Raw genomic sequence first — 26144 nt, 5'->3', positions numbered from 1 at the left:
TCGTGCCGTACCGCATCCCGTACGGCCGAGGTGAGCGAGGCACTGCCGCGGGTCAGCGCCAGCGGCACATCCACCACCCGTGCTCCGCCCGCCACCGCCGCCCGGATCCCGGCCGCCACATGGTCCGCGGTGGCGGAACCGTCCTTGCCGGTCACCCGGACCGCCAGGATCTTCGCGGCGGGTGCCACCCCCGCGAAGCCGACGCCGGGCTTCTGCGCGGCCGCGATGATCCCCGCCACGAACGTGCCGTGCCCGATGCAGTCCTTCCCGGCGGTGCCGCCCGACACGACATCGGGCCCGGCCGTCACCCGCCCGGCCAGCGCGGGCGCCCCGCCCGCATCGACCCCGGTGTCGACCACGGCCACGGTCACCCCCGCGCCGCGCGCCGACGGCCAGGCCCTGGAGGGCGCGATGTACCGCTGCGGCCAGGGCGTCAGATCGGAGTGCTTCTTCGACGGCCGGACACAGCCGCCCGCCGCGGGCGGGGCGGAGGAGACCGCGGGCAGTGTCGCGGAGCCTTCGGCCGCGGCGGGAGCGGCCGCTCCCACGACGGTGGCGGCACCCGCGAAGAGCACGACGAGGGCGGCTGCGGCCGGGAGTTGTGCGGGGCGGGGCGACATGCTCATGATCCTATCGACCGGACCGGGACGGCCGCGGGATCGGCCGGCCCGGCAGCTGTCCCCGCCCGGAGACGAGACCCGGCCTCACACCACCAAGTCCTCCGGCAGCAGCATCCGCAGCGCCGCCGCGCCCGCGTCCGGCTCCCGGCTCAGCCGTCCCGCCTGCCGCGTCATCATCGACTCCAGCACCTTCCGCGCGAACCTCGCGTTGCCGAAGTTCTCGTCGCGCTCCACCTCGTCGAAGTGCTGCCTGAGCCGCGCCACCGTCTCCGGCGCGCAGTCGTACCCGTCGCGTTCGCACTGGCGCCGCACGATCTCCACCAGATGTTCCGCCGAGTACGCGCCGAACGTCACCCGGCGCGAGAAGCGGGAGCCGAGACCGGGGTTGGAGCCGAGGAAGCGGTCCATCTCGCGCTCGTAACCCGCGACCACCACGGCGGTGTCGTCCCGGTGGTCCTCCATCAGCTTCACCAGGGTGTCGACCGCCTCCTGCCCGAAGTCCGAGCCCGAGCCGCCCGCCGGGGTCAGCGCGTACGCCTCGTCCACGAAGAGCACACCGCCGCGCGCCCGCGCGAAGACCTCCTGGGTGAGCTGCGCGGTGTGCCCGACATAGCGGCCCACCAGGTCAGCCCGCGCCACCTCGATCAGCTGGCCGCGCGGCAGCACCCCCAGTGCGCCGAGGAGTTCCCCGTACAGCCGGGCCACCGACGTCTTCCCGGTGCCGGGCGGGCCGGTGAAGACCAGATGGTGGCCGACCGAAGGGGCGGGCAGCCCGGCAGCCTGCCGTCTGCGGGCCGTCGCCAGCAGATTGACCAGGTCCTGCACCTGCGCCTTGGCGTCGTCGAGGCCCACCAGCGACGCCAGTTCCGCCATGACCGCGTCGATCCTGGCGGTGTCGGCGGGGCCGCTCTCACCCGCGCCGATCGCCGCTGCCGCCTGTTCGCCCACGTCCGACGGGAGCAGCGTGGTCAGGTCGTCGTCGGAGACCTCCGGCATCGCGGCGAGCCGCAGCGCCTGCCGGTCGATGAGCTCCTCGAAGACCTTGCGGGCCGCGCGCGCGTTGCCGAACGAGGCGTCCTTGTGCATCCGCTCGAAGTGCACGGCCAGCGCCCGCTCGGTCTCGTCGCCCAGCGTGTAGCGGTTCTGCTCGCACAGCATCCGGACGATGGTGATCAGCTCGGGGACCGTGTAGTTCTCGAACTCGACCGTACGGTTGAAACGGGACGCCAGGCCCGGGTTGGAGGCCAGGAAGGTGTGCATCTCGGACGAGTAGCCGGCCGCGATGACCACCACGTCGTCGCGGTGGTCCTCCATCAGCTTCACCAGGGTGTCGACCGCCTCCCGCCCGAAGTCCGCACCGCCGCCCGATGAGCCGCCCTGGGTCAGCGTGTACGCCTCGTCGATGAACAGCACACCGCCCAGGGCCTCTTCGAAGACCTCGGTGGTCTTGATGGCGGTGCCGCCGACGACCTTCGCCACCAGGTCGGCGCGGGCCACCTCGACCAGATGACCGGACCGCAGGACCCCCAGCGCCGCGAGGATGCTCCCGTACAGCCGCGCCACACTGGTCTTGCCGGTTCCCGGCGGGCCCGCGAACACCAGATGGCGGGCGGTGGCCGGGACGGGGAGCCCCGCCTCGCGGCGCCGTTCGGCCAGCCGGTTGAGATTGACCAGGGTGGCGACCTGCTCCTTCACGGCGCGCAGCCCGACCAGTTCGTCCAGCCGGGCCAGCGGACCCCGCGGGTCGGCGGTGGCGCCGCCCGGTCCGCCGCCCTCGCCGGTGATGTCCGCCTCGCCGTTCTCCTCGCTGGTCAGCCGGTCGAGCACCAGCTCACCCGCGGTGGACCCGCGGCGTACGCCCGCGCCCTTGTTCCCGGTGACCGTGCACCCGGCGGCGCGCACCCGGAGCCCGCTCACCGTCCGCAGCCCGTCCCCGCCGCCCGCCGTGCACGCGCACTCGGTCAGCTCGGCGCTCGCGTCCGCCCCGATGCTCACCCCGTGCCGCCCGGAACCGCGCACCCGCACCCGGACAGCCGTCAACTCGGCTCCGGCACCGTCCACTTCGAGCCCGTCCGTGCCGGAGGTCTCGACCTCGCAGTCGACCAGCCTGACGGACCCGCCCGCCAGGACCGAGACCCCGGCCCGCGCCGCGGACCGTACGGCCGTGCCCTGGAAAGCGGGGCCGGAATCCGCGGCGCGGATGCCGCAGCCGCCCGCCGACGTCACCGTGCACGCCTCGGCCTTCCCGCGGGCCCCGTCCCGTACGTCGATGCCGTGCCCGCCGGTGTCCGCCACCGCGACCCGGCGCAGCACCGGGTCCGCACCGCCCGCGACGACGATCCCGTGCCCGTCGGCGCCCGTCACGGTGACCCGGTCGAGGCGGGCGGTGCAGGCGCCGGTGAGCAGGATGCCGTCGGCCGCGCCCCCGGTCACCCCGGTCCGGATCAGTACGGTGGACGAGCCGTCCTGAACGAGGACGCCGGCCGAACGGGCCCCGGACACCCGGGAGTCGGTGAACGTGCCGCGCGAGCGTCCGGTGACCGCGATGCCGTGCCCGCCGGGCCGGTCGACACACAGCCCGGTCAGCTCGGGGTCCGTGCCGCCCGACAGGGTGACGCCATGGGTGGTGGCACCGGTGGCCGCGCAGTCGGCCAGGACGGTCTGCGCGGCCGTCGATATGTGAAAGCCGGTCACGCAGTCGACGGCCCGTACCCGGGTGAACCGGGTCGTGGCGTTCTCCTCCACGGCGACACCGGGTTTCACGGTCCGCTCCACGGTGACATCCGTGAACGTGCCGCGCGCCCTGCCGTTGGCCAGTACGCCATTGCCCCCGGCGTCCCGGACCGTACAGCCGCGCACCTCGGTGGCCGCGTCCTCGCCCAGCACGATCCCCGAACTCCCCAGCCGCTCCAGCACACAGTGCTCGACGACGCTGGTACGCGACGACAGGTCGACGATCCCGGCGCCCGCCGGATTGCGCACGGTGGTGTCACGGATGGCGAGCGACCCCTCGTCCCTGGAGAGCAGGGCTGTCCAGGAGTTGCCGAACACCTCGCACTCTTCAAGGGCCGCCTGACCGCGCGGTACATCGACCACCGGCTCGTCCTCGTCGCCGCCCCCGCCCGCGACCAGCCGCAGCCCGGAGAGCTTCACGGCCTCGGCGAGCACCTGTACGGCGCTGCCGCTGCGCGGCGCGATCTCGACGGCGCCGCCCGGCTCGTGGGCCACGACGGTGACCAGCTTCGTGACGACCAGGTTCTCGTCGTACCGCCCGGCCCTGACACTGATCACCGAGCCGCCGCGCGCCGCGTTCAGCGCCTCGCCGATGGTGCGGTGGTCGCCCGCGCCTGCCGGGTCCACGACGATCAGATGGCGCGCCACAGGGGCTCCCTCGTGCTCGGTACTCCGGTCGGCCGACGGCCGCCCGACCGGAACCATCATGCCAAGGGAGCGAACGGCGTGATCTGCGCCCCGCGTCCGGCGGACCGCGGCTGTCGGCCGGACGCGGGGCCCCGGATCAGGCCGTGTTGCCGTACGGCTGCGTGATCACTTCCATGGCGTGCCCCGAGGGATCCATGAAGTAGACGCCCCGGCCGCCGTGCAGGTGGTTGATCTCGCCGGGCTGCTTCTTGTGCGGGTCGGCGTAGAAGTCCGTACCGGTGGCCCGCATCCTGGCGAAGATCCCGTCGAAGGCCTCCTCGGGGACGAGGAAGGCGTAGTGCTGGAGGGGGAGCGGCGCCCCCGGCGGTACGGTCGCGAAGTCCAGGGTGACGCCGTTGCTCAGCTCTACCGGGACGAAGGGGCCCCATGCGGCCCCGGCCCGCAGGCCCAGCACGGTGGCCAGGAAATCGGCGGACTCCCGGTTGTCCCGGGCGGGAACGATGGTGTGGTTCAGCTCGACGGGGAAGGGCCGGGATGCCGGATCGGCCCCGGCCTGTGATGCTGGTTCCGGTACCGCTGTCCCTGTTGTTGTCGCTTCTTCCGCTGCTGCTGTCTCTGTTGCTGCTACTGCTTCTGATTCCGACACTGTGGAATGCCTCCAACGGGCATCTCACGGGCTACCTCCACGCCTCACCCGGCCGGTGACCGACGCGCGATGCCGTACGGACCAGCCTAAGGTCCGGGCCGTACGCCGGTCCATACCCGCCCGCCGCACCCGCCCGCCGCACGCGCCGCCGCACCGTGCCGCTGACCGCCCGAGCAACTCGTCTCCGGCGGGCGGCCGTTCACGGCTGCTTCACCCGGCCAGGTGAATCACGGCAAGCATGCACGTTTCTGCACCGCGGCGCTTCCTATGGTGTGTCACGTCGCCCCGGCCCCCGCCGCCCGGCCGTTGCCGCCGACCGAACCGATCCCGAGCGACCGACCGGGGGTCCGTCATGGATGCGAAGGACAAGCACACGGAGCTGACCGAGAACACCGAGAACGGCCCCGCCGTGCGCAGTTACACCGCGGGGCGCTTCACCGTGGTCGAACTGCGCGGCGAGATCGACCTCCTCGCCGCCGGCCGCATCCGCGAGTGCACCGACGCCGCGACCGCACCCGACGGCGCCCGCGTGATCGTCGACCTCCGCCCCGCGACCTTCATCGACTGCGCCGCACTGGGGCTGCTCTGCCGCGCCAGACGGCGGGTGCTCGACCGGGGTGGCTCGATCGACCTGGTCTGCACCCGCGCCCTGCACCTGCGGATGCTGCGGGTCACGGGTCTGGCGGGTTACTTCCCGAGCAGCCCCACCGTGGCCGAGATCTCTGCCTGAAGGATCCGGGCGGGCGGACGCCGGGTGCCGGACGGGTGCCGTGCGGGGCCCACCGGCCGGGGTAAACGCGCTGGCGGGGCCGCCGCCCGGCCTGTCAGACTCGGTTTCCATGTCCAGGACCTTTGAAGAGCTGGTGGCCGAGGCCGACTCCGTATCCGTCGACGGCTGGGACTTCTCCTGGCTGGACGGGCGCGCCACCGAGGAACGCCCGTCGTGGGGCTACGCCCGTGCGATGGGGGAGCGGATGGGCCGGGCCTCGGCCGCTCTCGACATCCAGACCGGCGGCGGTGAGGTGCTGGCCGGGGTGGCGGAGCTGCCGCGGCTGACCGTGGCCACCGAGGCATGGCCGCCGAACGTGGCCAAGGCAACCGCCCTGCTGCATCCGCTGGGGGCCGCCGTGGTGGCCGACCCGGACGAGCCGCCGCTGCCCTTCGCCGACGCGGCCTTCGACCTGGTCGTCAGCCGGCACCCGGTGAAGGCCCACTGGCAGGAGATCGCCCGGGTGCTCGCGCCCGGCGGCACCTACTTCTCCCAGGAGGTCGGCCCGGCCAGCGTCTTCGAACTCGTCGAGTACTTCCTCGGCCCGCAGCCCGAGGCGCGCAAGGGCCGCGACCCGCAGGCCGCGCGCGCGGCGGCGGTGGCGGCGGGCCTCGACGTGATCGATCTGCGGCTGGAGAGCCTGCGCACCGAGTTCTTCGACATCGGCGCTGTCATCTACTTCCTGCGCAAGGTGGTCTGGATGGTGCCCGGCTTCACCACCGAGGCGTATCTGCCGCAGCTGCGGGCCCTGCACGAGCAGATCGAGGCCGAGGGGCCGTTCCTCGCGCACACGACGCGCTTCCTGATCGAGGCCCGCAAGCCGCGGTGACGCCCTGAGCCCGGCCCCCCTTGACCCGTGCGGTCTAAACTCGCCGGGTGTCTGCCGCGCTGATCGTCGTACTCGCCGCCTGCTTCGGCGCCGCCGTGGGGACTCTGCTGCCGCGCCCCGCCTACCGGCTCGCGGTGGCGGCCGGGACCCCGTGGCACACCACCACGCCGGCCGGGCGGCCCATCGCGGGCTGGCTCGGCCAGGCGCGCGGTACCGCAGGGTGGTACGGGCCCAGCACACCGGTCACCGCCACGGTCACCGCCCTGTGCTGCGCCGCGCTCGCCGCCGCGGCCGGGCCCGTACCCGAAGCGGGCGTCTGGGTGCTGCTGGCGCCCGCCCTCGTCCTGCTGGCGCTGGTGGACCGTGCGGTGCAGCGGCTGCCCGACGTCCTCACCCTGCCCATCGCAGCGGCGACCGCCGCCCTGCTGGGTGCCGCGGCGCTGCTGCCCGGCGCGCGGGGCTCCTGGACGGGCGCCCTGCTCGGCGGACTCGCCCTGGGCGGCGGCTACTTCGTGCTCTTCCTCATCAACCCGAACGGGATGGGATTCGGCGACGTCAAGCTGGCGGCCGGTCTCGGGCTTGCCCTCGGCTGGTACGGCTGGGGGGTCCTGCTGCTCGGCACGTTCGCGGGGTTCGTCTACGGCGCGCTGTACGGGGTGGCGCTGATCCTGCGGGGGCGCGCGGGCCGCAAGAGCGCGATGCCGTTCGGCCCCTTCATGGTGGCGGGCGCCCTCACCGGTCTGCTGCTCGGCGGTTTCGGAGCGTAATCCCGGAACACCCGGGGCACGGCGTGGCCCCAACTCGACTTACGAAGGGTTATGGTGGAAACCCCCCCTCGGGCCGGTCCGTATCCCCCCCCACGGACCGGCCCGTTTTTTTCTGCCCCCGCACCCCCGCACCTCCGCGCCCCAGGAGCTGTCAGCTCCGGCCGGCCCAGATGTTGGTGCCCGCGGTGTCCACGGCGAACGAGTCGATCTCCGTCAGCTCGTCGGCGGTGAGCGGGGCCGCGGCGAGGGCCGCCACGTTCTCGTCCAGCTGCTTCACGCTGGAGGCACCGATGAGCGCCGAGGTCATCCGCGGATCGCGCAGCACCCAGTTGAGCGCCAGCTGCGCCAGGGACTGCCCGCGCCGCTTCGCGATCTCGTTGAGCCCGTTGAGCCGGCGCACGACCTCGTCCGAGAGCAGCTGCGGGTCCAGGGACTTGCCCTGGGTGGCGCGCGAGCCCTCCGGGATGCCCTGCAGGTACTTGCCGGTGAGCAGGCCCTGCGCGAGCGGGACGAAGGAGATGCAGCCCATACCGGCCGTCTCCAGGGTGTCGAGCAGCCTGTCGTCCTCGGTCCAGCGGTTGATCATGGAGTACGAGGGCTGGTGGATGAGCGCGGGGACACCCATCTCCTTGAGGATGCGGGCCGCCTCCGCGGTCTGCTCACTGTTGTACGAGGAGACCCCGACGTACAGGGCCTTGCCCTGCTGCACGGCGGAGGCCAGCGCACCCATCGTCTCCTCCAGGGGAGTGTCCGGGTCGAAGCGGTGCGAGTAGAAGATGTCGACGTAGTCGAGACCCATCCGCGAGAGCGAGGCGTCCAGCGAGGACAGCAGGTACTTGCGGGAGCCCCACTCGCCGTACGGGCCGGGGTGCATCAGATAACCGGCCTTGGTCGAAATGACCAGTTCATCCCGGTACGGAGCGAAATCCTGCGCGAAGAGCTTGCCGAAGTTGAGCTCGGCGGAACCGGCCGGCGGGCCGTAGTTGTTCGCCAGGTCGAAGTGGGTGACGCCGGTGTCGAAGGCGCGGCGGAGGATCGCGCGCTGTGAGTCGAGCGTGCGGTCGTCGCCGAAGTTGTGCCACAGGCCGAGCGAGACAGCGGGGAGTTTCAGCCCGCTGCGGCCGCTGCGCCGGTACTCCATGGAGTCGTATCGGTCATCAGCGGCGGAATAACGAAGGGAATCAGTCACAGGGCCCTCCCTATCACGGACTTGTGACAGACCGGGTTGGGCTGTCATGACCCCTGCGCAGTACTGTGGCGGCTCGGGCGATTGCCACCGCACGGAGCTCTGGACTCAGTGCTGTGCCTTCCCGGGGGACGCCTCCCGGGACCCCCAGCCGGTGCAGCACAGCCGGAAAAGCACGTCGGGCAGGGCGTCCGGCACGACATCGCGAGGTGAATCGCAGTGAACTTGCGCGACCTGGTGTACGGGCTCTACGCACGTCGGGTGGAAGGCCGCCTCGACCACGACCAGGTGCCCAAGCACATCGGACTCATCCTGGACGGCAACCGGCGCTGGGCCAAGGCATCCGGAGGCACCGCCGCACAGGGCCACAAGGCCGGGGCCGACAAGATCACCGAATTCCTCGGCTGGTGCGCGGAGACCGAGGTCGAGGTCGCCACGCTCTGGCTGCTGTCCACGGACAACTTCGACCGCCCCCAGGAGGAGCTCACCGCGCTCTTCGGCATCATCGAGGACACGGTCAGGGGTCTCGCGGCCGACGGCCGCTGGCGGGTCCACCACGTCGGCGCGCTGGATCTGCTCCCGGCCCACACCCAGGCGGTACTCAAGGAAGCCGAAGAGGCGACCACGGGCAACACCGGGATACTCGTCAATGTCGCGGTGGGCTACGGCGGCCGCCAGGAGATCGCCGACGCGGTCCGCTCGCTCCTGCTGGAGCACGCCGAGAAGGGCACGTCCTTCGAGGAGCTGGCGGAGACCGTCGACGTCGAGCGCATCTCCGAGCACCTCTACACACGCGGCCAGCCCGACCCGGATCTGGTGATCCGCACCAGCGGGGAGCAGCGGCTCTCCGGGTTCATGCTCTGGCAGAGCGCACACTCCGAGTATTACTTCTGCGAAGTCTTCTGGCCCGCCTTCCGCAAGGTCGACTTCCTGCGGGCGCTGCGCGACTACGCGGCCCGCCACCGGCGCTACGGCGCCTGAGGCACCGGCGCCCGAGCCTCCCGCGCCCGTCACGCCCCCTCGTATGCACTCGGTGCACCCTTTCGGGTGATGGCCTGAACCGTTCGCTTTCCTGTAGTGGACACCCGGTGGCGTCCGGACGTCGTGCCGGTCAGCCACGGGTGGAGCACGGGTGAAAACCTCCCCGTACGGACGGCCACTGGCAGGAACCGGTCGTACGCCATGGCATGGCGGCGGGCGTTCGCGGGAATACCCCTTCCAGGTCGACGTCCGGTCCACGGATGTCGTATCTCAGTGAGCGGCCCGGTCCGCTCGCCCGGGAGGCCCTTTGCACCAGGAAGACCGCGCGGTGAGTGCGGGCGACGTGGAGGGCCGGGTCCGGCTTCCGCGCTGGTGGAGGCCCGCCCCGGTCCCAGCAGCCCGCGACGCCTTCGCTCCCCGACCTCAGGCTTGTGTCCAAAGGGGGTACGTCCTTCCGTGGTGACCAGTACTAAGCGCCGCATGCCCGACAGGCGCACTTACGTTCTTGACACCAGCGTCCTGCTGGCCGATCCCAACGCCATGACCCGGTTCGACGAGCACGAGGTCGTGCTCCCGATCGTCGTGGTCACGGAACTGGAGGCCAAGAGGCACCATCCGGAGCTCGGCTACTTCGCCCGGCAGGCACTGCGCCTGCTGGACGACCTCCGGGTGAGGTACGGACGCCTCGACGCCCCTCTTCCCATGGGCGAGCTCGGCGGGACCCTCCGTGTCGAACTCAACCACTCGGATCCCAGCGTGCTCCCGGCCGGCTACCGGCTCGGGGACAACGACTCACGCATCCTCGCCGTCGCCCGCAACCTCCAGGCCGAAGGGTTCGACGTCACCGTCGTCTCCAAGGACCTGCCGCTGCGCATCAAGGCGTCGTCCGTGGGGCTCCTCGCCGAGGAGTACCGCGCCGAACTGGCGATCACGGACTCCGGCTACACGGGGATGAGCGAACTGGCCCTCTCACCCGACCAGGTGGACCTCCTGTTCTCCGAGGACACCCTGTACGTACCGGAGGCAGCCGAGCTGCCCGTGCACACCGGCCTGGTCCTCCAGTCCGAGCGCGGCAAGGCGCTGGGCCGGATCACGGCCGAGGGCAATGTGAAGCTCGTACGGGGTGACCGCGAAGCCTTCGGGCTGCACGGCCGCAGCGCCGAGCAGCGCATCGCGCTCGATCTGCTCCTCGATCCGGACATCGGCATCATCTCGATGGGCGGCCGGGCCGGCACCGGCAAGTCGGCACTCGCGCTCTGCGCGGGGCTTGAAGCCGTCCTCGAACGCAGGCAGCACCAGAAGGTGATGGTCTTCCGTCCGCTGTACGCGGTCGGCGGGCAGGAACTGGGCTATCTGCCCGGCTCCGAGTCCGAGAAGATGGGGCCCTGGGCGCAGGCGGTCTTCGACACCCTCTCCTCGGTGACGAGCCGGGACGTGATCGAGGAAGTGGTCGGCCGGGGCATGCTCGAAGTCCTGCCGCTCACTCACATCAGGGGCCGCTCACTCCATGACGCGTTCGTCATCGTGGACGAGGCCCAGTCACTGGAGCGGAACGTCCTGCTGACGGTGCTCTCCAGGATTGGCTCGAACTCGCGGGTCGTGCTGACCCACGACGTCGCCCAGCGGGACAACCTGCGGGTGGGCCGGTACGACGGAGTGGTCGCCGTCGTGGAGAAACTGAAGGGGCATCCGCTCTTCGCCCACGTCACTCTCACCCGCTCCGAGCGTTCCCAGATCGCCGCACTGGTGACCGAAATGCTGGAGGACGGACAGCTCTAGGGGCTGTCGGCGGGGGCTGTCCGACGGGGTGTCCGACGGACAGACTTCGTCCGGAGTATTGCCAGACACCTGCCGTTACGGTAGGGGCCGTTGAAGCCGCCCGGCAAGGCGCAGGAGCCTAGCCGGGCGGCTCTCTGTTGCGCAGCAATCTCCAGAAAACTCGTGCGCCAAACGGGGTGTGAGCTTTAACACTCTGCCGACGTTTGCCTTGAAGCGTGGGGTTCGGGCAGAGTCTTGCTTCCGTCAGGCCCCGCATACGGCACACGTACACCCTCAGGGGTGCAGCACCACACAACTCAACACTTGCCGCCGTATGCCGCCCGAGTACCACGCGCCACTTCCGTAAGGGAGTTGCTCACCGGGTCAGTGCCTCCCGTGACCTGTACGCCAGGGAGGACCGCGCCAGGGGCACGATTGCGTCCGCGAGGTCACGAGCGGTCGCTGCTGGAAGGAAACCGTGTGAGCCGGATTTCGGTCCGGGGATTCGCCGTGGCGTCAGCCACTGCGGTCACCACCGTAGGAGCAGTTGTCGGCGTCGCATCGGGCAGCACGATGCCCGCAGGCGACAACATCGATGCAGCCTCCGCCGCGGACACGACGACTCTCGCAGACATTCCTGACGGCCAGCAGGCCCAGGTTGCGTCGCTGACCGAGCAGGCAGACACCCAGGCGGTGCAGGCCGACGCGGCAGCGAAGAAGTCCGCGGAGGAGTCGGCCCGTATCCAGGCCGCCAAGGACGCCAAGACCAAGAAGGAAGCTGCCGACGAGGCGGTTGCCAAGGCCAAGGAAGCCGCGAAGAAGCGTGCTGAGGAGAAGAAGCTGGAATCCAGCCGCTCCTCGGTCCGTGACGCCAGCAGCTTCTCGTCCCAGGGGTCGTACACGGCCGCACAGGTCCAGGCCATGGCACGGCAGATGATGCCGTCCGACCAGTTCCAGTGCTTCAGCAACATCGTGAGCCATGAGTCCGGCTGGAACTACAAGGCGGTCAACGCCGGTTCCGGTGCCTACGGTCTCGTCCAGGCTCTCCCTGGTTCGAAGATGGCGTCCGCGGGCGCCGACTGGCAGACCAACCCGGCCACGCAGATAAAGTGGGGCCTGAACTACATGAACAGCCGCTACCAGAGCCCCTGTGGTGCGTGGTCGTTCTGGCAGGCCAACAGCTGGTATTAGAGCGGCTCGTCCGCTCAACTCCATGGAGCCCCCCGCCGTCCTTCGGTGGGGGGCTCCATGCGTTACGGTCGGCTCCGGATGAGGCGCGCGGTCGGGGGAAGAGGAACAGCATGTCGAAACTGCCTGACTGGCTGGAACGCGTGGGCTCCGAACTCACCCACCTGGGTGAAAAGTTGGAGGAACGCCGCTCGGTGGACGAAGCGGACGGCGTCGCCGCCGGAACGCAGGGCCCGCACACCGCCGACGGGGCCGACAGCCACCCGGCGCCCGGCCAGGTGCCGCCGCCCCCGGACTACGCGCCCGCCGTCGCGGCCCGCCCCGATCCGGTGGCCGCCGTGCCGTGGGGCATGCGGGTGGCGGCCGAGGCGGGCTGGCGGCTCCTCGTCCTCGCGGGGACCCTCTGGGTGCTGATGCGGGTCATCAGCGCCATCCAGCTGGTCGTCCTCGCGTTCGTCGCCGCGCTGCTCGTCACCGCGCTGCTCCAGCCGACCGTCGCCAGGCTGCGGCGGCACGGCCTGCCGCGCGGCCTCGCCACCGCGCTGACCGCGATCCTCGGCTTCGTCATCATGGGCCTGGTCGGCTGGTTCGTGGTCTGGCAGGTGATGGAGAACCTGGACACGGTCTCCAGCCGGGTCCAGGAAGGCATCCAGGAGCTGCGGCGCTGGCTGCTGCACAGCCCCTTCCATGTGACGGACAAGCAGATCAACGAGATCGCCAAGAACCTGAGCGACACCGTCGGCACCAACACGAACGAGATCACCTCGGCCGGTCTGCAGGGCGTCACGGTGATGGTGGAGTTCCTCACCGGATCGCTGCTGGCGATGTTCTCGACGCTCTTCCTGCTGTACGACGGGGCACGCATCTGGCAGTGGATGCTCAAGCTCGTCCCGGCGCAGGCGCGTCCGGGGGTCGCGGGCGCCGGGCCGCGCGCCTGGCGGACGCTGACCGCGTATGTGCGCGGCACGGTGATAGTGGCGCTGATCGACGCCATCTTCATCGGGCTCGGGCTCTTCTTCCTCGATGTGCCGCTGGCCGTGCCGCTGGCCGTCTTCATCTTCCTGTTCGCGTTCATCCCGCTGGTGGGCGCCGTGATGTCCGGCGCGCTCGCGGTGGTCGTCGCGCTGGTCACCCAGGGCCCGTTCACGGCGCTGATGGTGCTGATCGTGGTGCTCGCCGTGCAGCAGATCGAGGGCCATGTGCTCCAGCCGTTCATCCTCGGCCGGGCGGTGCGGGTCCATCCGCTGGCGGTGGTCCTCTCGGTGGCGGCGGGTGGCATGATCGCCGGAATCGGCGGAGCGGTGGTGGCGGTTCCGCTGGTGGCGGTGACCAATACGGTGGTCGGCTACCTCCGGGCGTACAGCACGGAGACCGCCATGAGGGCGGCGCCCCGCCGCCAGGACGACCCCCCGGCGGCGCCGTCTCCCGCGCCGCGGGAGTCCGGGCCCGCTGCGGAGCCTGAGCCGGGCCCGGAGCCGGCGGCGGATGTCACGGCGCCGGTGCTCGGGACCGAGATCCCCGAGTGAGGCAGGGGTAGCGCAGGCGCGAAAAGCCCCGGTGGTGCGTCTGTGCACATCACCGGGGCTTTCGTGAACTCCGTGTTACTGCTGGGCCGGTACGGCCTCTACTGCTGGGCCAGTACGGCCTCGGCGTCGAGTGTCACGCCGACCGCCTGCAGGACGGCGGCGATCTTGAACGCCTCCTGGATGGTCTCGCGGTCCACGCCCGCCTTGCGGAGCACCTGCTCGTGCGAGTCGAGGCACTGGCCGCAGCCGTTGATCGCGGAGACGGCCAGCGACCACAGCTCGAAGTCGGCCTTCTCCACACCGGGGTTGCCGATGACGTTCATCCGCAGACCCGCGCGGAGCGTCCCGTACTCCGGGTCCGACAGCAGGTGCCGGGTCCGGTAGAAGACGTTGTTCATCGCCATGACGGCCGCCGCGGACCGGGCCGCGGTGTACGCCTCGGGGGAGAGGTTCGCCTTGGCCTCGGGCTCCAGCTCGCGCAGCACCAGCGGCGAGCGCGAGGCGATGGCGCAGGCGAGGACGGTGCCCCACAGCTGCTGCTTCGGCAGGTCGCTGTTGCCGATCACCGAACCGAGGTTCAGCTTCAGGTCCTTGGCGTAGTCCGGTACGGCGGACTTCAGTTCGTCGAGTGACATCGTGGAATCAGCTCACTCGCCCGAGAGGAGCGCGACCGGGTCCAGGGTGTTCTCGCCCTTGGTCCAGTTGCAGGGGCACAGCTCGTCGGTCTGCAGGGCGTCGAGGACCCGCAGGACCTCCTTGGGGTTACGGCCCACGGATCCGGCGGTCACCATCGTGAACTGGATCTCGTTGTTCTGGTCGACGATGAAGACGGCGCGCTGCGCGAAGCCGTCCTCGCCCTCGATGCCGAGGTCACGCATGAGCTCGTGCTTCGAGTCGGCCATCATCGGGAAGGGCAGGTCGGTGAGGTCCGGGTGGTCCTTGCGCCAGGCGTGGTGCACGAACTCGGAGTCACCGGAGAAGCCGAGGACCTGGGCGTCGCGGTCGGCGAACTCCTCGTTCAGCTTGCCGAAGGCGGCGATCTCGGTCGGGCACACGAAGGTGAAGTCCTTGGGCCACGCGAAGACGATCTTCCACTTGCCTTCGTAGGTCTTGTGGTCGATCTGCGCGAACTCCTTGCCGCTCTCCAGCGACACACAGGCGGTCAGGTCGAACTGGGGGAACTGGTCACCGACAGTGAGCACGTACTCTCCTTGCAGCTGCGGAATTCCCTTTTGGGGCGTTCCTGTGGGGTTGGACGGGTTACAGAGTGACACAGGATCCATTGATCACAGAAATAGCTAGACTTGGTTCCCGTGATCGGAGGTGCCTATCAGTGACCCACATATATACGGGCATACATGCGGGCCGAACCGCCCCCAAGGGGAAGCAGCCCACCGTGGCGCAGCTGCGTGCCTTCGCGGCCGTCGCGGAGCATCTGCACTTCCGGGACGCGGCCGCCGCGATCGGCATGAGCCAGCCCGCCCTGTCGGGTGCCGTCTCGGCGCTGGAGGAGGCCCTCGGCGTCCAGCTCCTTGAACGGACCACCCGCAAGGTGCTGCTCTCGCCCGCGGGGGAGCGGCTCGCGGTGCGGGCCGGGGCGGTGCTCGACGCCGTCGGTGAGCTGATGGACGAGGCCGACGCGGTACGGGCGCCCTTCACCGGGGTGCTCAGGCTCGGAGTGATCCCCACCGTCGCCCCGTATCTGCTGCCGACGGTGCTGCGGCTCGTCCACCGCGAGTATCCGGACCTCGACCTCCAGGTGCACGAGGAGCAGACCTCGTCGCTGCTCGACGGGCTGACCGCCGGGCGGCTCGACCTGCTGCTGCTCGCGGTGCCGCTCGGGATGCCGGGGGTCGAGGAACTGCCCCTGTTCGAGGAGGAGTTCGTCCTGGTCACCCCGCGCGAGCACTGGCTGGCCGGTCGGGCGGACATCCCGCGGGACGCCCTGCGTGAGCTGGATCTGCTGCTGCTCGACGAAGGGCACTGCCTGCGGGACCAGACGCTGGACATCTGCCGGGAGGCGGGCCGCGCCGACGGCGTACCGGTGACGACCACCGCAGCCGGGCTCTCCACCCTGGTCCAGCTGGTGGCCGGCGGGCTCGGTGTGACGCTGCTGCCGCGTACGGCGGTACGGGTGGAGACCGGGCGCAACGAGCAGCTGGCCACCGCGTACTTCGCGGAGCCCGCGCCGATGCGGCGGATCGCGCTGGCGATGCGGGCCGGGGCGGCGCGCCAGGAGGAGTTCACCGCGTTCGCCGCTGCGCTGCGGGAAGCGGTGCGGCCGCTGCCGGTCTGGCTGGCCTGAGGGGGCGGGGGCCGCACCGGTGCAGTGCCCCCGCCCCCTCACGGCCGGCGGCTACTCCGTACGCAGCCCCTCCGGCCGCATCAGCCGCCACAGCGGCGGCAGGCTGAGCAGCGTCACCAGCACGACCACGCCGCCCCCGATCCCGGCCATCGCCGCGACCGCGGCCCAGTCGACCGTGACCGGGTGACCCACCATGTCGAGCAGGACCGAGCCGAGCCCCAGGCCCACCCCCGTGGCGAGCACCAGACCCAGCGCGACCGGGACCGCCGTCTGCCACAGCACCGACCAGCTCATCGTGGAGCGGCGGGTGCCGAAGGCCGTCAGGGCGGCCAGCAGCTTCCGGCGGTCGCGCAGTTGCTCCAGGACCGAGACGAGCAGGCTCGCGCCGATCAGCAGCAGCACCGCGGCCGCACCGATGTACAGGCCCTTGCGGACGCTCGCGAAGCGGTTGTCCTCGCGTACCTCGTGCAGGGCGTCGACCATGGTCAGCGGGTTGACCTTCGCCGCGGTGTTACGGACCAGGTCGGTTGCGTCCGGCTGCGAAGGGTCGAGCGAGATGTAGTCCGTGTTGACCAGGGGAAGGTGGCGCAGCGCGGGGAGCGCCCCCGGCGTGAGCAGTATGCCGCCCGCGCCGGATTGGCCGGCCGGGTCGGCCGTGACCTGCACCGTGCGGGTGCTGGCCGGGATGGTCCAGGTGAGGGTGCGGTCGTGCCGGTCGTCGAAGGGCGAGTTGATGAACAGCCGTCTGCCGGGCCCGGCGATCTTCGTGAGGCTGTGGTCCCAGCCGCCGGTGGCGATGAACACGTCGCCGTTCTCGCAGGACGGGAGAGCGGCCAGGGTCCGGAGCGCCGCGCAGTCGCCGCTGTACAGATCGCTGGTCTGCTCGGCGTTCTTCGTCCTCCCGGCGGTGGCCCTGCTGACCGTGAGCACGTCCCGTACGCCGCGCGTGGAGCGCAGCGCGTCGGCCGTCCGGGTCTTGGTGAAGTCGCTCTGGACGATCATCTGGGCGCGTGAGGTGTCGGCCCCGGTCTCCTTGCTGTAGTCGCCGTCGATCCCCGCGAACAGCATCTGGAGCGCGATGGCGCCGGCGACCGCGACGGCGATGCCGTTGACGAGCCGGGCGGCGGTGCCGCTCGTCATCTGGAGCCTGCGGACGGCCAGTTGCCAGGCGGTGCTGCCGCCGCCCAGGCGGTTCACCACGGCCTCGATCAGCCAGGGCAGCAGCGCCGTCACACCGACCAGCAGCAGCACGCTGCCACCGATCACCAGGGTGCTGTTGAAGTGGCCCGAGTCGCGTCCCTTGCCCAGCATCGGCACCAGCAGGGCGAGTCCGGCGACCGGCGGGAGCACCCGCCACCAGATCCGGCGGCGGCGCGGGACCGAGGTCCGGACGACCCCGAGCGGCTCGATGACCACACCGCGCAGTGCGAGCAGGGTGACCGCGACGGCCGCCGCGGGCACCGCGAGTACGACCAGGACGGCCAGCGCCGCGCTCGGGTCCAGGTCGGCGGGGAAGAGGTTGATCCCCGCCACGTCGATGTCGCCGACGAACGCCCGGCCGGTCAGGAAGAACCCCGCGCCGAAGAGCACCCCCAGCAAGGAGCCGGCCAGCGCCTCGCCGGCCGCGATACGCCGGGTCATCCGGGAGTCCGTACCCACCAGCCGCAGCGCGGCGAGCCTGCGGTCCCTGCTGTCGCTGCCGAAGCGCACGGCTGCCGCGATGAAGACACCCACCGGCATCAGCAGCACCACGAAGATGATCACGACGAGCAGTTGCAGGACCGGGTCCATGGCGTCACGGGGCGGCAGATGAGCGAAGCCGGTGATGCGCCGCACCGAGCCGGCTTCGTCCAGCGCGAGGTGCTTGTCGCCCGCGTAGTAGGCCAGTTCGTTCGGGCCGCTCAGACCGGCGTCGGCGATGGTGCCGGTGATCCGGTACGGGAGGCGCTCACGCAGCAGCGCGCCCTTGTCCGACGCCAGCAGCCTGCGCAGCGCGGGTGACGCCAGCATCTCGTGGTCGCCCGGCAGCGCGTGCGTGCCCGGGGGCAGCGGCGCATCGGGGCCCTCGGCGCGCACCAGCCGGCCGCGGACGTCGACACCCTTGTACACGGTGTCCGCGACCCCCAGGAGCAGGGTGTTGTCGGCCGCTTTGTCGATCATGACCGCGCCGAAGTCGTTGCGGTCGTTCTCCCGCGCGTCCCGGGCGGCGAGCGCGCTCGGTATCGAGGTGGTGATCAGCAGCAGCGCCACTCCGAGGCCCACACCGACCGCGGTCAGCAGCGTCCTGGTCCAGCCCTCGCGGCCCCCGCCGACAGCGAACTTCATGCCCATCGTGAGGTCTTGCGTCCAGCTCATACGAGGTGCTCCAGATCGCGGGACCTGCCGTCGCGTACGACGACCTCACGGTCCGAGTAGGCGGCGACGCGGGGCTCGTGGGTGACGAGGACGACCGCCGCGTTCGTGGAGCGGGCCGCCTGGGTCAGCAGTTCCATCACGCGCTCGCCGTTGAGGGAGTCGAGTGCGCCGGTCGGCTCGTCGGCGAAGATCACCCGCGGGCCGGTGACCAGGGAGCGGGCCACCGCCACGCGTTGGCCCTGTCCGCCGGAGACCTCGCCGGGGCGCTTGTGCCCCAGCTCGGCGACCTCCAGGCGGTCCATCCACTCCTGCGCCGTGCGCTCGGCCTCCTTGCGCTTGACGCCGTTCAGCCGCAGTGGAAGCGCGACGTTCTCCGTGCAGGTCAGCTCGGGGACGAGCCGGCCGAACTGGAAGACGAAGCCGAACTCACCGCGGCGCAGGGCGCTCCGCTCGGCGTCCGGCATCGCGGACAGCTCCCGGCCCTGGTACGTGACGGATCCCGAGTCGGGGCGGACGATCCCGGCGAGGCAGTGCAGCAGCGTCGACTTGCCGGAGCCCGAAGGCCCCATGATCGCGACCACTTCGCCCGCGTGGACGGAGAACGCGGCGCCGTCGAGCGCGGCGGTCGGACCGTACGCCTTGTGCAGGGCGTCGGCGTACAGCAGTGAACCGGCGGGGGTCATGGGCCGACCTCCTCGGCGAGCTGGCCGAGGCGTGCCGCCGTCAGTTCGAGCCAGCGCAGATCGGCTTCGAGGTGGAAGAGGGCGTGGTCGCAGATCAGCTGGTCGGCGAGGTCACCGCGGCGCTTGCGGTCGGTGAGGACGCGCATCAGCCGCAGATGCTCGGAGCGCTGGGTGTCCAGCAGATCGGCGGCCGGGCGCCCGGTGAGCAGGGCCAGTACGACCTTGGTGTAGAGCGTCGACTGGAGGTACGGCTCGGGCTTCTCCGGTGTGGCGAGCCACTGGTCGACATCGCTGACGCCGGCGTCGGTGATCGCGTACCGCTTGCGCTCGGGACCGCCGCCGGCCTCCATGGCGTCGACCTCGACGAGACCGTTCTTCAGGAGCCGGGACATGGTCGAGTAGACCTGCCCGTAGTGCAGCGGCCGGTCGTGGCCGAACTTCTCGTCGAAGGCGCGCTTGAGGTCGTAGCCGTGGCGCGGCCCCGACTCCAGGATGCCGAGCAGGGTGTGGCCGATGGACATGTCGGATGGCCTTTCTTCTGCGGTACGGGGTCTGCGGTACGGAGTCCTCGGTACGGAGTCCTCGCTACGGAGTCCTCGGTACGGCGCAGAGCTTCGGTGCGGGTTTGACTGATCCGGGTACGGGTCTCATTCGGTACGGAGGCCGTCGGGGCGCATCAGGCGCCACAGCGGAGGAAGGCTCAGCAGCGTCACGAGCAGGATCAGACCGCCTCCGGCGCCGGCCAGCGGGAGGAAACCCCACCAGTCCGTCACGGACTTGCCGATCAGCCGCAGCAGCGCGAAGCCCAGCCCGAGACCGCCGGCGACGGCGAGCGCCAGGCCGAGCACCACCGGGATCGCGGTCTGCCAGAGCACCGACCAGCCCAGGGTGGGGCGGCGGGTGCCGAAGGCCACCAGGACCGACAGCAGTTTCCTGCGCTCGCGCAACTGCTCCACCTGGGAGACCAGCATGGAGGCGGCGATCAGGGCCAGGGTCGCGGCCGCGCCCGCGAGCAGCCCGTTCTCGATGCTCGCGTAACTCTCGTCGCGGTCGACCACGGTGATGTCCCACACGCGCATGACCGGGTCGATGCGGGCCGCGGTGTTGCGTACGTACTCCGCGGCGTCCGGCACCGAGTGGTCGACCTTGACCAGGGCACGCGTCTCGGCTTCCGGGAGCCGGTCGGCGCTGATCGCGGACGGTGTGACGAGGATGCCGTTGCGCTTCTCGCCCATCGGGTCGGGGCGCGCCAGGACGGTGGGGGAGTCCTTCGGGAGCGTCCACAGGACCGGCTTGTCGTCGCGGCCGACGTTGAGCCTGCCGCCCGGCCGTACGGTCTTGTCGACCCAGTCGTTCATCTCCCGCTGCCCCTCGATGTGGGCGACGAAGGTGTCGCCGTCCGCACAGGAGGGCAGGTGGGCCAGCTCGCGCAGGGTCGGACAGTCGCCGACGGTGACGATGGTGGTGGGCCAGGGGCCCATCGCGTTCGGGTCGGGGTCGCGGCCGGGCTTGTCGGCGTAGGACTCGATGGTGCCGATGACCGCTTCGACGCCCTTGGTGTCCCGGAAGGCGTGGATCATCTGCCGGGCCCGCACGGCGCTGGGATAGCTCGCGTCGATGTGCATCTGGGCGCGGCTCGGGTCCTGGTTCGTCGTCCTGGTGAAGTCGTCGTGCAGACCGGCGAAGTACATCTGGAGCGCGACCGCGCCGGCGACGGCGACCGTGATGCCGCTGACCGCGCGGGCCGCCGATCCGCTGCTCAACTGGAGCCTGCGGGTGGCCAGCTGGAACGGGACGGGGCCGCCCCGCAGCCGGGCGACGACCGCCTCGACCACCCAGGGCAGCAGCGTGGTCAGCCCGACCAGCACCAGCACGGCGCCGGCCATGATCGGGTACGGATTGACGGAGGCGTCCGCGCCGGTGATCCGGCCCGCGGTCAGCAGCACCCCGAGACCGACGGCCGGGACCACCGGCCGCCACCAGAAGCGGCGGCGGCGGGTGGCGCCCTGCCGGGCGACACCGAGCGGCTCCACGGTCACCGACCGCATCGCGAGGAGGGTGACGAAGACCGCCGACACCGGCACGGCCAGCGAGATCAGCGCCGCCGGCGCGGGCATCGGGGCCAGGTCGGACGGGAAGGCGGACATCTTCCAGAGCCGTACGCCGCCGATGAACTGCCGGCCCGCCAGGAAGACCACCCAGCCGAGCAGCACCCCGATGACGGCCCCGGCGAACGCCTCGCCCGCCGCGATCCGCCGGGTCATCCGGACATCCGCGCCGACCAGCCGCAGCGAGGCGAGCCTGCGGTCACGGCGGTCGCCGCCGAAGCGCACCGCGGTGGCGATGAAGATGGCCACCGGGGTGAGCAGGACGACGCAGCCCAGGAGGGTGAGCACGACGAGCTGGGAGGAGAGCGGCGGGCTCAGCGGTCCGCCCCCGAAGCGCGCGATCCGGTGGGCCCCGGTGTGCGTCGTGAGGGTGGAGCTGCCCGCGTAGTAGTACAGCTCGCCCGGATCGCTCAGCCCGGACGGGCCGATGGTTCCGGTGATCCGGTACGGGAGGCGCTCGCGCAGCAGCTTGCCGTCGCCCGAGTCCAGCAGCTCCTTGAGGGCGGGTGACACCAGCATCGTGCCGGGGGCGGGGATGGCGCCGGTACCGGGCGGGAGGATCGGGTGGCCGCCGTCGGCGCGCAGCAGATAGCCGTTCAGGGCCTCGCCGTGGTACTCGCCCTCGGCGTGCCCGTACAGCAGTGTCGTGTCACCGCGCGGGACCGGCTTCGTGGGTGCCGAGAGGGTGCGGGCGTGCTCGCGCGCCGACTGGGTGCTCACCGCGTTCGGCAGCGAGGACGCGGCGAGGAGCAGGGCCACCCCGAGTGCGACCCCGACGGCGGTGAGCGTGGTGCGCGCCCAGGTCTCCCGGCCGCCGGTCACCGCGAACCGGACACCCAGGGCGAGGTCGTCGGTCCTGCTCATGCCGCGTACTGCGCGAAGCGGTCGCGGGACTTGCCGTCGCGTACGACGACCTCACGGTCCGAGTAGGCGGCGACCCTGGCCTCATGGGTGACGAGGACGACGGCGGCGTCGGTGGAGCGGGCCGCCTCGGTGAACAGCTCCATCACGCGCTCGCCGTTGAGGGAGTCGAGTGCGCCGGTCGGCTCGTCGGCGAAGAGCACCCGCGGGCCGGTGACCAGGGAGCGGGCGATGGCCACGCGCTGGCCCTGTCCGCCGGAGACCTCGCCGGGGCGCTTGTGGCCCAGTTCGGCGACCTCAAGGCGGTCCATCCACTCCTGCGCCGTACGCTCGGCCTCCTTGCGCTTGACGCCGTTCAACCGCAGCGGCAGCGCGACGTTCTGGACGCAGGTCAGCTCGGGGACGAGCTGGCCGAACTGGAAGACGAAGCCGAAGTCCGTACGGCGCAGGGCGCTGCGGCCCACGTCGTTCATCGCGGTGAGGTCGTGGTCCGCGTACCGCACGGTCCCGGAGTCCGGGCTCACTATCCCGGCCAGGCAGTGCAGCAGCGTCGACTTGCCGGACCCGGACGGGCCCATCACCGCGACGATCTCGCCGGGCGTGATGGCGAAGTCCGCGCCGTCCAGGGCGGGAGTCGATCCGTAGACCTTGTGAAGATCGGTTGCGCTGAGCAACGCAGGCTGGGATGGCATGGCCAGGACTATACGCACTACGTATACCTGCTGTGTATACCGGGGGTGCATAGTGCCAAAAAACCATGACAATCAGGGGTGATCCGGTCAACTCGCAAGGGAGATCGGCCCGTAGTGGCAACCTTGCGGGCCTTCTGATCGTCGGTTCCCTATGACACAGGTGCTGATTGTCACGTGCGGAAAGGGCCCATTGGGGCACTCCCTGTCCAAAGGTGCTCAGGAAGCGGTGTTAGCTTTCGACAGCTGGTCTGGGTGAGAGAAGGCGGAGTCACAGAGCGATGGGCCGTGCGGACGATCGACGAGCCCGGCAGCGCGGGGCGCGCCGGGCCAAATCCACGAAGAGCGGGATACGCCGCTTCTTCACCTGGAAGAAGGTCCTGGGCGGCTTCTTCGTGTTCTGCCTGCTGGTGATGGGCGCGTTCGTCGCGTTCTATCTCTATGTGCCGGTGCCGACGGCGAACGCCGACGCCGAGCTGCAGAGCAACGTCTACAAGCTCAGCAACGGCAAGGTGATCGCCCGTACGGGCAAGGTGAACCGGGAGAAGGTCGACCTCGCGCAGGTCCCGCTCGACGTTCAGCACGCCTTCGTCGCCGCCGAGAACAAGACCTTCTACCAGGACCACGGAGTCGACTTCAAGGGCACCGCCCGAGGGCTCTACAACACCGTCCAGGGCCGGAAGCAGGGTGGCTCGACGATCACCCAGCAGTACGTCAAGAACTACTACCTCAGCTCCGACCAGACGGTGACCAGGAAGCTCAAGGAGCTGGTGGTCTCCCTCAAGATCGACCGGAAGTTCTCCAAGGAGAAGATCCTCGCCGGGTACATCAACACCAGCTACTACGGCCGGGGTGCCTTCGGCATCCAGGCCGCGTCCCAGGCGTACTACGGGATCGACGCCAGGAAGCTGAACGTGAGCCAGGGCGCCTACCTCGCCTCGCTGCTCCAGGCGCCGAGCCAGTACGACTGGTCGTCCGCGACGGCCGAGGGCAAGAAGCTGGTCCAGGAGCGCTGGGCGTACACGCTGAACAACATGGTCGAGAAGAAGTGGCTCGACCCGGGCAAGCGCGCCGAGCAGAAGTTCCAGATCCCGCAGAAGCCCAGGCCCGACAAGGGACTGAAGGGCGAGACCGGATATCTGGTCAAGGCCGCCAACCAGGAGTTGGAGGCCCAGGGCATCTCCGAGGCGCAGATCGACGCCGGCGGCTGGACGGTCACGCTCAGCATCGACCCGAAGAAGCAGGCCGAGCTGGAGAAGACGCTCCGTAAGCAGCTGACCGACAAACTGCACCCCAAGCAGAACGTGGTCGACGCCGACATCCAGGCGGGCGCTGTCTCGGTCGATCCGCACACGGGCGCGGTCGAGGCGCTCTACGGCGGCCAGGACTACCTCAAGCACGAGTACAGCAACGCCAAGCGCGTCGACTACCAGCCCGCCTCCACCTTCAAGCCGCTGATCCTCGCGGCGGCCCTGGAGTCCGGCGCCAAGACGCAGAAGGACCTGCCGATCCAGGCGAACACCATCTACGACGGTGACAGCCGCCGCCCGGTGGTGGACGCCAACGGCAACAAGGTCGGCTTCGCGCCGCCCAACGAGGACAACCAGAACTACGGCCCGATCACCGTCCAGACGGCCATGAACAACTCCGTCAACTCGGTGTTCGCTCAGATGGGTGTCGACGTCGGCCTCGACAAGGTCAGGAAGCTCGGCGTCGACCTCGGCATGAGCTCCCTGAAGAACGCGCAGGCGGTGCCCGCGATGACTCTCGGCTCCTACGGTGCGAGCCCGATGGAGATGGCCGGGATCTACGCGACCTTCGACAACCACGGCAAGAAGGTCACCCCGACGATCGTGAAGTCGGCCACCCACCCCAACAGGGAGCCGTTCAAGCCGCAGAAGGCGATCGGCGACCAGGTGATCAGCCCGCAGACGGCGGACGCGGTGACCTCGGTCCTGACGGGCGTGGTCGACGAGGGCACCGGTGCGGTCGTCAAGAACAAGGCGCAGCAGGTCGCGGGCAAGACCGGTACGTCGGACAACAACAAGTCCGCCTGGTTCACCGGCTACACCCCGAACCTGGTGACATCGGTCGGCCTCTTCGGTGAGGCGGCCAAACCACGCGTGGAGGACGGCAAGAAGATCCAGGCGGGCGCCCAGGTCACCATCAGCGGCGCTGCGGGCAGCGGCACCCGGGTCAACGGTGGTGGTTTCCCCGCCGAGATCTGGGCGGCGTACACCTTCGGTCTCGACTTGAAGCCGAGCAAGTTCAGCCTGGACACCGATCAGGGTGCGGCGGTCCAGCCGACCGCGCCGCCGTCCCCGTCCACGCCGCCCCCGTCGCCGTCGACCCCGCCGCCGTCCCCGTCGACCCCGCCGCCGTCGTCCCAGGCGCCCCCGCCGTCGCACTCCCCCGACCCGGGCCACAGCGGTACGGGCACAGGCGGCACCGACTCCGGGACCGGTACGAACAGCGGTACGTCGTCCACCGGAGGCGGTGGCGACCCGACGACCGACGGCGGTACGAACAGCGGTACGTCGTCCACCGGAGGCGGCGGTGACCCGACGACGGGCGGCGCCGACTCCGGGACCGGCACCAACAACGGCACCAGCAACGGCACGTCGAACGGGACGCTGGGCGGCTGGTAGGACCGACGACGGAGCAGGACCGAACAGGGAGACGGAGCAGGACCGGCCCGGCCGGTCCTGCTCCGTCTCCCTGTTCGGTCTCTCTGTCCGCTACGCCGCCCCGTGGATCGGCCCCCTGCCACCGCTCAGCGGCACCCCGCTGCCGCCCCGGAGCACGGCGACGATCTCCGCACCGATGGAGACAGCCGTCTCCTCCGACGTACGCCCGCCGGTGTCCAGGCCGATCGGGGAGCGCAGCCGCGCCAGGTCCCGCTCGCCGACCCCGGCCTCCCGCAGCTTGCGGAGCCGGTCCTCATGGGTGCGGCGCGAGCCCATCGCGCCGACGTACGCGACCGGCAGCCGAAGGGCGACCTCCAGCAGCGGCACGTCGAACTTGGAGTCGTGCGTGAGCACACACAGCACGGTGCGCTCGTCGGTGACGGTGTCGCGCAGATAGCGGTCCGGCCACTCGACCACCACCTCGTCCGCGTCGGGGAACCTGGCCGGTGTCGCGAACACCCCGCGTGCGTCGCAGAGGGTCACATGGAAGCCGAGCAGCTTGCCCACCCGCACCAGCGCGGCCGCGAAGTCCACCGCCCCGAACACGATCATCCGCGCGGGCGGCACGGACGACTCCACGAACAGGGTGACGTCGCCGCCGCACCGCGCCGAACTCTCCGGCACCGCACACGTCCCGGTCCGCCCGAGGCCGAGCAGCGCCCGGGCCTGCGCGGCGAGCCCGGAGTCGTCGGCCGAACCGAGCGCGCCCTCGGCCGTACCGTCGGGCCGCACCATCAGCACCCCGCCGCCGGCGGCGGTCTGTCCCGGCCCGTCGATGACCCGGGCCAGCGCCACCGCGTCGCCG

At 70.8% G+C, this 26144-nt stretch carries 21 protein-coding genes; 9 read left to right on the top strand and 12 right to left on the bottom strand.

Annotated elements, in window-relative coordinates:
- The 3 genes from G3I19_RS17400 to G3I19_RS17390 all read right to left on the bottom strand — a co-directional run.
- Positions 1–620, bottom strand: a 620-nt coding sequence (locus G3I19_RS17400; protein WP_164264535.1) for a S8 family serine peptidase, incomplete at its 3' end; no start/stop codon positions are given.
- An 84-nt stretch (positions 621–704) separates the two neighbouring features.
- Positions 705–4001, bottom strand: a complete 3297-nt coding sequence (locus G3I19_RS17395) for a right-handed parallel beta-helix repeat-containing protein (protein ID WP_343235129.1) — start codon at positions 3999–4001, stop codon at positions 705–707.
- Between the two features lie 136 nt (positions 4002–4137).
- On the bottom strand, positions 4138–4515 hold the full coding sequence (locus tag G3I19_RS17390) for a VOC family protein (RefSeq protein WP_164264537.1): 378 nt from the start codon (positions 4513–4515) through the stop codon (positions 4138–4140).
- Positions 4516–4999: 484 nt separating this feature from the next.
- On the opposite strand from G3I19_RS17390, the gene G3I19_RS17385 reads away from it, so the two are divergent.
- From G3I19_RS17385 to G3I19_RS17375, 3 genes are all read left to right on the top strand, one after another.
- A complete protein-coding gene (locus G3I19_RS17385) occupies positions 5000–5377 on the top strand; it encodes an STAS domain-containing protein (protein ID WP_164264534.1) in 378 nt (125 codons plus the stop codon).
- 109 nt (positions 5378–5486) lie between these two features.
- Positions 5487–6245, top strand: coding sequence for a class I SAM-dependent methyltransferase (locus G3I19_RS17380; RefSeq protein WP_164264533.1), 759 nt, complete (start codon positions 5487–5489; stop codon positions 6243–6245).
- 47 nt (positions 6246–6292) lie between these two features.
- A complete protein-coding gene (locus tag G3I19_RS17375) occupies positions 6293–7012 on the top strand; it encodes an A24 family peptidase (RefSeq protein ID WP_164264532.1) in 720 nt (239 codons plus the stop codon).
- 151 nt (positions 7013–7163) lie between these two features.
- Here G3I19_RS17375 and mgrA read toward each other — a convergent pair whose 3' ends face one another.
- Entirely contained in the window at positions 7164–8201 is a 1038-nt protein-coding gene (gene mgrA / locus G3I19_RS17370) for an L-glyceraldehyde 3-phosphate reductase (RefSeq protein ID WP_164264531.1), read from the bottom strand.
- Positions 8202–8417: 216 nt separating this feature from the next.
- Between mgrA and G3I19_RS17365 the strand changes: the two genes are divergently transcribed.
- The 4 genes from G3I19_RS17365 to G3I19_RS17350 all read left to right on the top strand — a co-directional run bounded on the left by G3I19_RS17365 (position 8418) and on the right by G3I19_RS17350 (position 13651).
- The gene (locus G3I19_RS17365; RefSeq protein ID WP_164264530.1) at positions 8418–9179 is read left to right on the top strand and encodes an isoprenyl transferase; all 762 of its coding nucleotides are present in this window, start codon (positions 8418–8420) and stop codon (positions 9177–9179) included.
- Between the two features lie 456 nt (positions 9180–9635).
- Positions 9636–10958: a PhoH family protein gene (locus G3I19_RS17360; RefSeq protein ID WP_164264529.1), complete on the top strand. Its 1323-nt coding sequence runs from the start codon at positions 9636–9638 to the stop codon at positions 10956–10958.
- Positions 10959–11417: 459 nt separating this feature from the next.
- Positions 11418–12128, top strand: a complete 711-nt coding sequence (locus G3I19_RS17355; protein ID WP_164264528.1) for a transglycosylase SLT domain-containing protein — start codon at positions 11418–11420, stop codon at positions 12126–12128.
- A gap of 110 nt (positions 12129–12238) precedes the next feature.
- The gene (locus G3I19_RS17350; RefSeq protein WP_164264527.1) at positions 12239–13651 is read left to right on the top strand and encodes an AI-2E family transporter; all 1413 of its coding nucleotides are present in this window, start codon (positions 12239–12241) and stop codon (positions 13649–13651) included.
- A 98-nt stretch (positions 13652–13749) separates the two neighbouring features.
- Here the strand turns inward: G3I19_RS17350 and G3I19_RS17345 are convergent, their stop codons facing one another.
- Positions 13750–14286, bottom strand: coding sequence for an alkyl hydroperoxide reductase (locus G3I19_RS17345; RefSeq protein WP_164264526.1), 537 nt, complete (start codon positions 14284–14286; stop codon positions 13750–13752).
- Between the two features lie 12 nt (positions 14287–14298).
- On the bottom strand, positions 14299–14853 hold the full coding sequence (locus G3I19_RS17340) for a peroxiredoxin (RefSeq protein ID WP_164264525.1): 555 nt from the start codon (positions 14851–14853) through the stop codon (positions 14299–14301).
- Between the two features lie 194 nt (positions 14854–15047).
- On the opposite strand from G3I19_RS17340, the gene G3I19_RS17335 reads away from it, so the two are divergent.
- The gene (locus G3I19_RS17335) at positions 15048–15956 is read left to right on the top strand and encodes a hydrogen peroxide-inducible genes activator (protein WP_343235128.1); all 909 of its coding nucleotides are present in this window, start codon (positions 15048–15050) and stop codon (positions 15954–15956) included.
- A gap of 51 nt (positions 15957–16007) precedes the next feature.
- Here G3I19_RS17335 and G3I19_RS17330 read toward each other — a convergent pair whose 3' ends face one another.
- From G3I19_RS17330 to G3I19_RS17310, 5 genes are all read right to left on the bottom strand, one after another.
- The gene (locus G3I19_RS17330; protein ID WP_164264524.1) at positions 16008–18311 is read right to left on the bottom strand and encodes an FtsX-like permease family protein; all 2304 of its coding nucleotides are present in this window, start codon (positions 18309–18311) and stop codon (positions 16008–16010) included.
- Complete coding sequence (locus G3I19_RS17325) at positions 18308–18994, bottom strand: ABC transporter ATP-binding protein (RefSeq protein ID WP_164264523.1); 687 nt, start codon at positions 18992–18994, stop codon at positions 18308–18310. Before G3I19_RS17325 ends, G3I19_RS17330 begins: the two co-directional genes overlap by 4 nt.
- Complete coding sequence (locus tag G3I19_RS17320) at positions 18991–19515, bottom strand: PadR family transcriptional regulator (protein WP_164264522.1); 525 nt, start codon at positions 19513–19515, stop codon at positions 18991–18993. The genes G3I19_RS17325 and G3I19_RS17320 overlap by 4 nt, the downstream gene beginning before the upstream one ends.
- Positions 19516–19641: 126 nt before the next feature.
- Positions 19642–21966: an FtsX-like permease family protein gene (locus G3I19_RS17315; RefSeq protein ID WP_164264521.1), complete on the bottom strand. Its 2325-nt coding sequence runs from the start codon at positions 21964–21966 to the stop codon at positions 19642–19644.
- The gene (locus G3I19_RS17310; protein ID WP_164264520.1) at positions 21963–22655 is read right to left on the bottom strand and encodes an ABC transporter ATP-binding protein; all 693 of its coding nucleotides are present in this window, start codon (positions 22653–22655) and stop codon (positions 21963–21965) included. The genes G3I19_RS17315 and G3I19_RS17310 overlap by 4 nt, the downstream gene beginning before the upstream one ends.
- A 278-nt stretch (positions 22656–22933) precedes the next feature.
- Between G3I19_RS17310 and G3I19_RS17305 the strand changes: the two genes are divergently transcribed.
- Complete coding sequence (locus tag G3I19_RS17305; RefSeq protein WP_164264519.1) at positions 22934–25300, top strand: transglycosylase domain-containing protein; 2367 nt, start codon at positions 22934–22936, stop codon at positions 25298–25300.
- Positions 25301–25390: 90 nt separating this feature from the next.
- Here the strand turns inward: G3I19_RS17305 and G3I19_RS17300 are convergent.
- Positions 25391–26144 (bottom strand): XdhC/CoxI family protein (locus G3I19_RS17300; RefSeq protein ID WP_164264518.1); only part of this gene is annotated, 754 nt, incomplete at its 5' end.

The organism is Streptomyces sp. SID10853, from assembly GCF_010548145.1.
In the GTDB taxonomy this organism is placed as follows: domain Bacteria; phylum Actinomycetota; class Actinomycetes; order Streptomycetales; family Streptomycetaceae; genus Streptomyces.
This window is presented reverse-complemented; position numbering and strand designations above follow the sequence as displayed.

Excerpts from the sequence above, each read along its gene's own strand:
- G3I19_RS17385 (WP_164264534.1), top strand. The coding sequence starts at position 5,000 with ATGGATGCGAAGGACAAGCACACGGAGCTGACCGAGAACACCGAGAAC.
- G3I19_RS17380 (WP_164264533.1), top strand. The coding sequence starts at position 5,487 with ATGTCCAGGACCTTTGAAGAGCTGGTGGCCGAGGCCGACTCCGTATCC.
- G3I19_RS17350 (WP_164264527.1), top strand. The coding sequence starts at position 12,239 with ATGTCGAAACTGCCTGACTGGCTGGAACGCGTGGGCTCCGAACTCACC.
- G3I19_RS17345 (WP_164264526.1), bottom strand. The coding sequence starts at position 14,286 with ATGTCACTCGACGAACTGAAGTCCGCCGTACCGGACTACGCCAAGGAC.
- G3I19_RS17330 (WP_164264524.1), bottom strand. The coding sequence starts at position 18,311 with ATGAGCTGGACGCAAGACCTCACGATGGGCATGAAGTTCGCTGTCGGC.
- G3I19_RS17325 (WP_164264523.1), bottom strand. The coding sequence starts at position 18,994 with ATGACCCCCGCCGGTTCACTGCTGTACGCCGACGCCCTGCACAAGGCG.
- G3I19_RS17320 (WP_164264522.1), bottom strand. The coding sequence starts at position 19,515 with ATGTCCATCGGCCACACCCTGCTCGGCATCCTGGAGTCGGGGCCGCGC.
- G3I19_RS17315 (WP_164264521.1), bottom strand. The coding sequence starts at position 21,966 with ATGAGCAGGACCGACGACCTCGCCCTGGGTGTCCGGTTCGCGGTGACC.
- G3I19_RS17310 (WP_164264520.1), bottom strand. The coding sequence starts at position 22,655 with ATGCCATCCCAGCCTGCGTTGCTCAGCGCAACCGATCTTCACAAGGTC.
- G3I19_RS17305 (WP_164264519.1), top strand. The coding sequence starts at position 22,934 with ATGGGCCGTGCGGACGATCGACGAGCCCGGCAGCGCGGGGCGCGCCGG.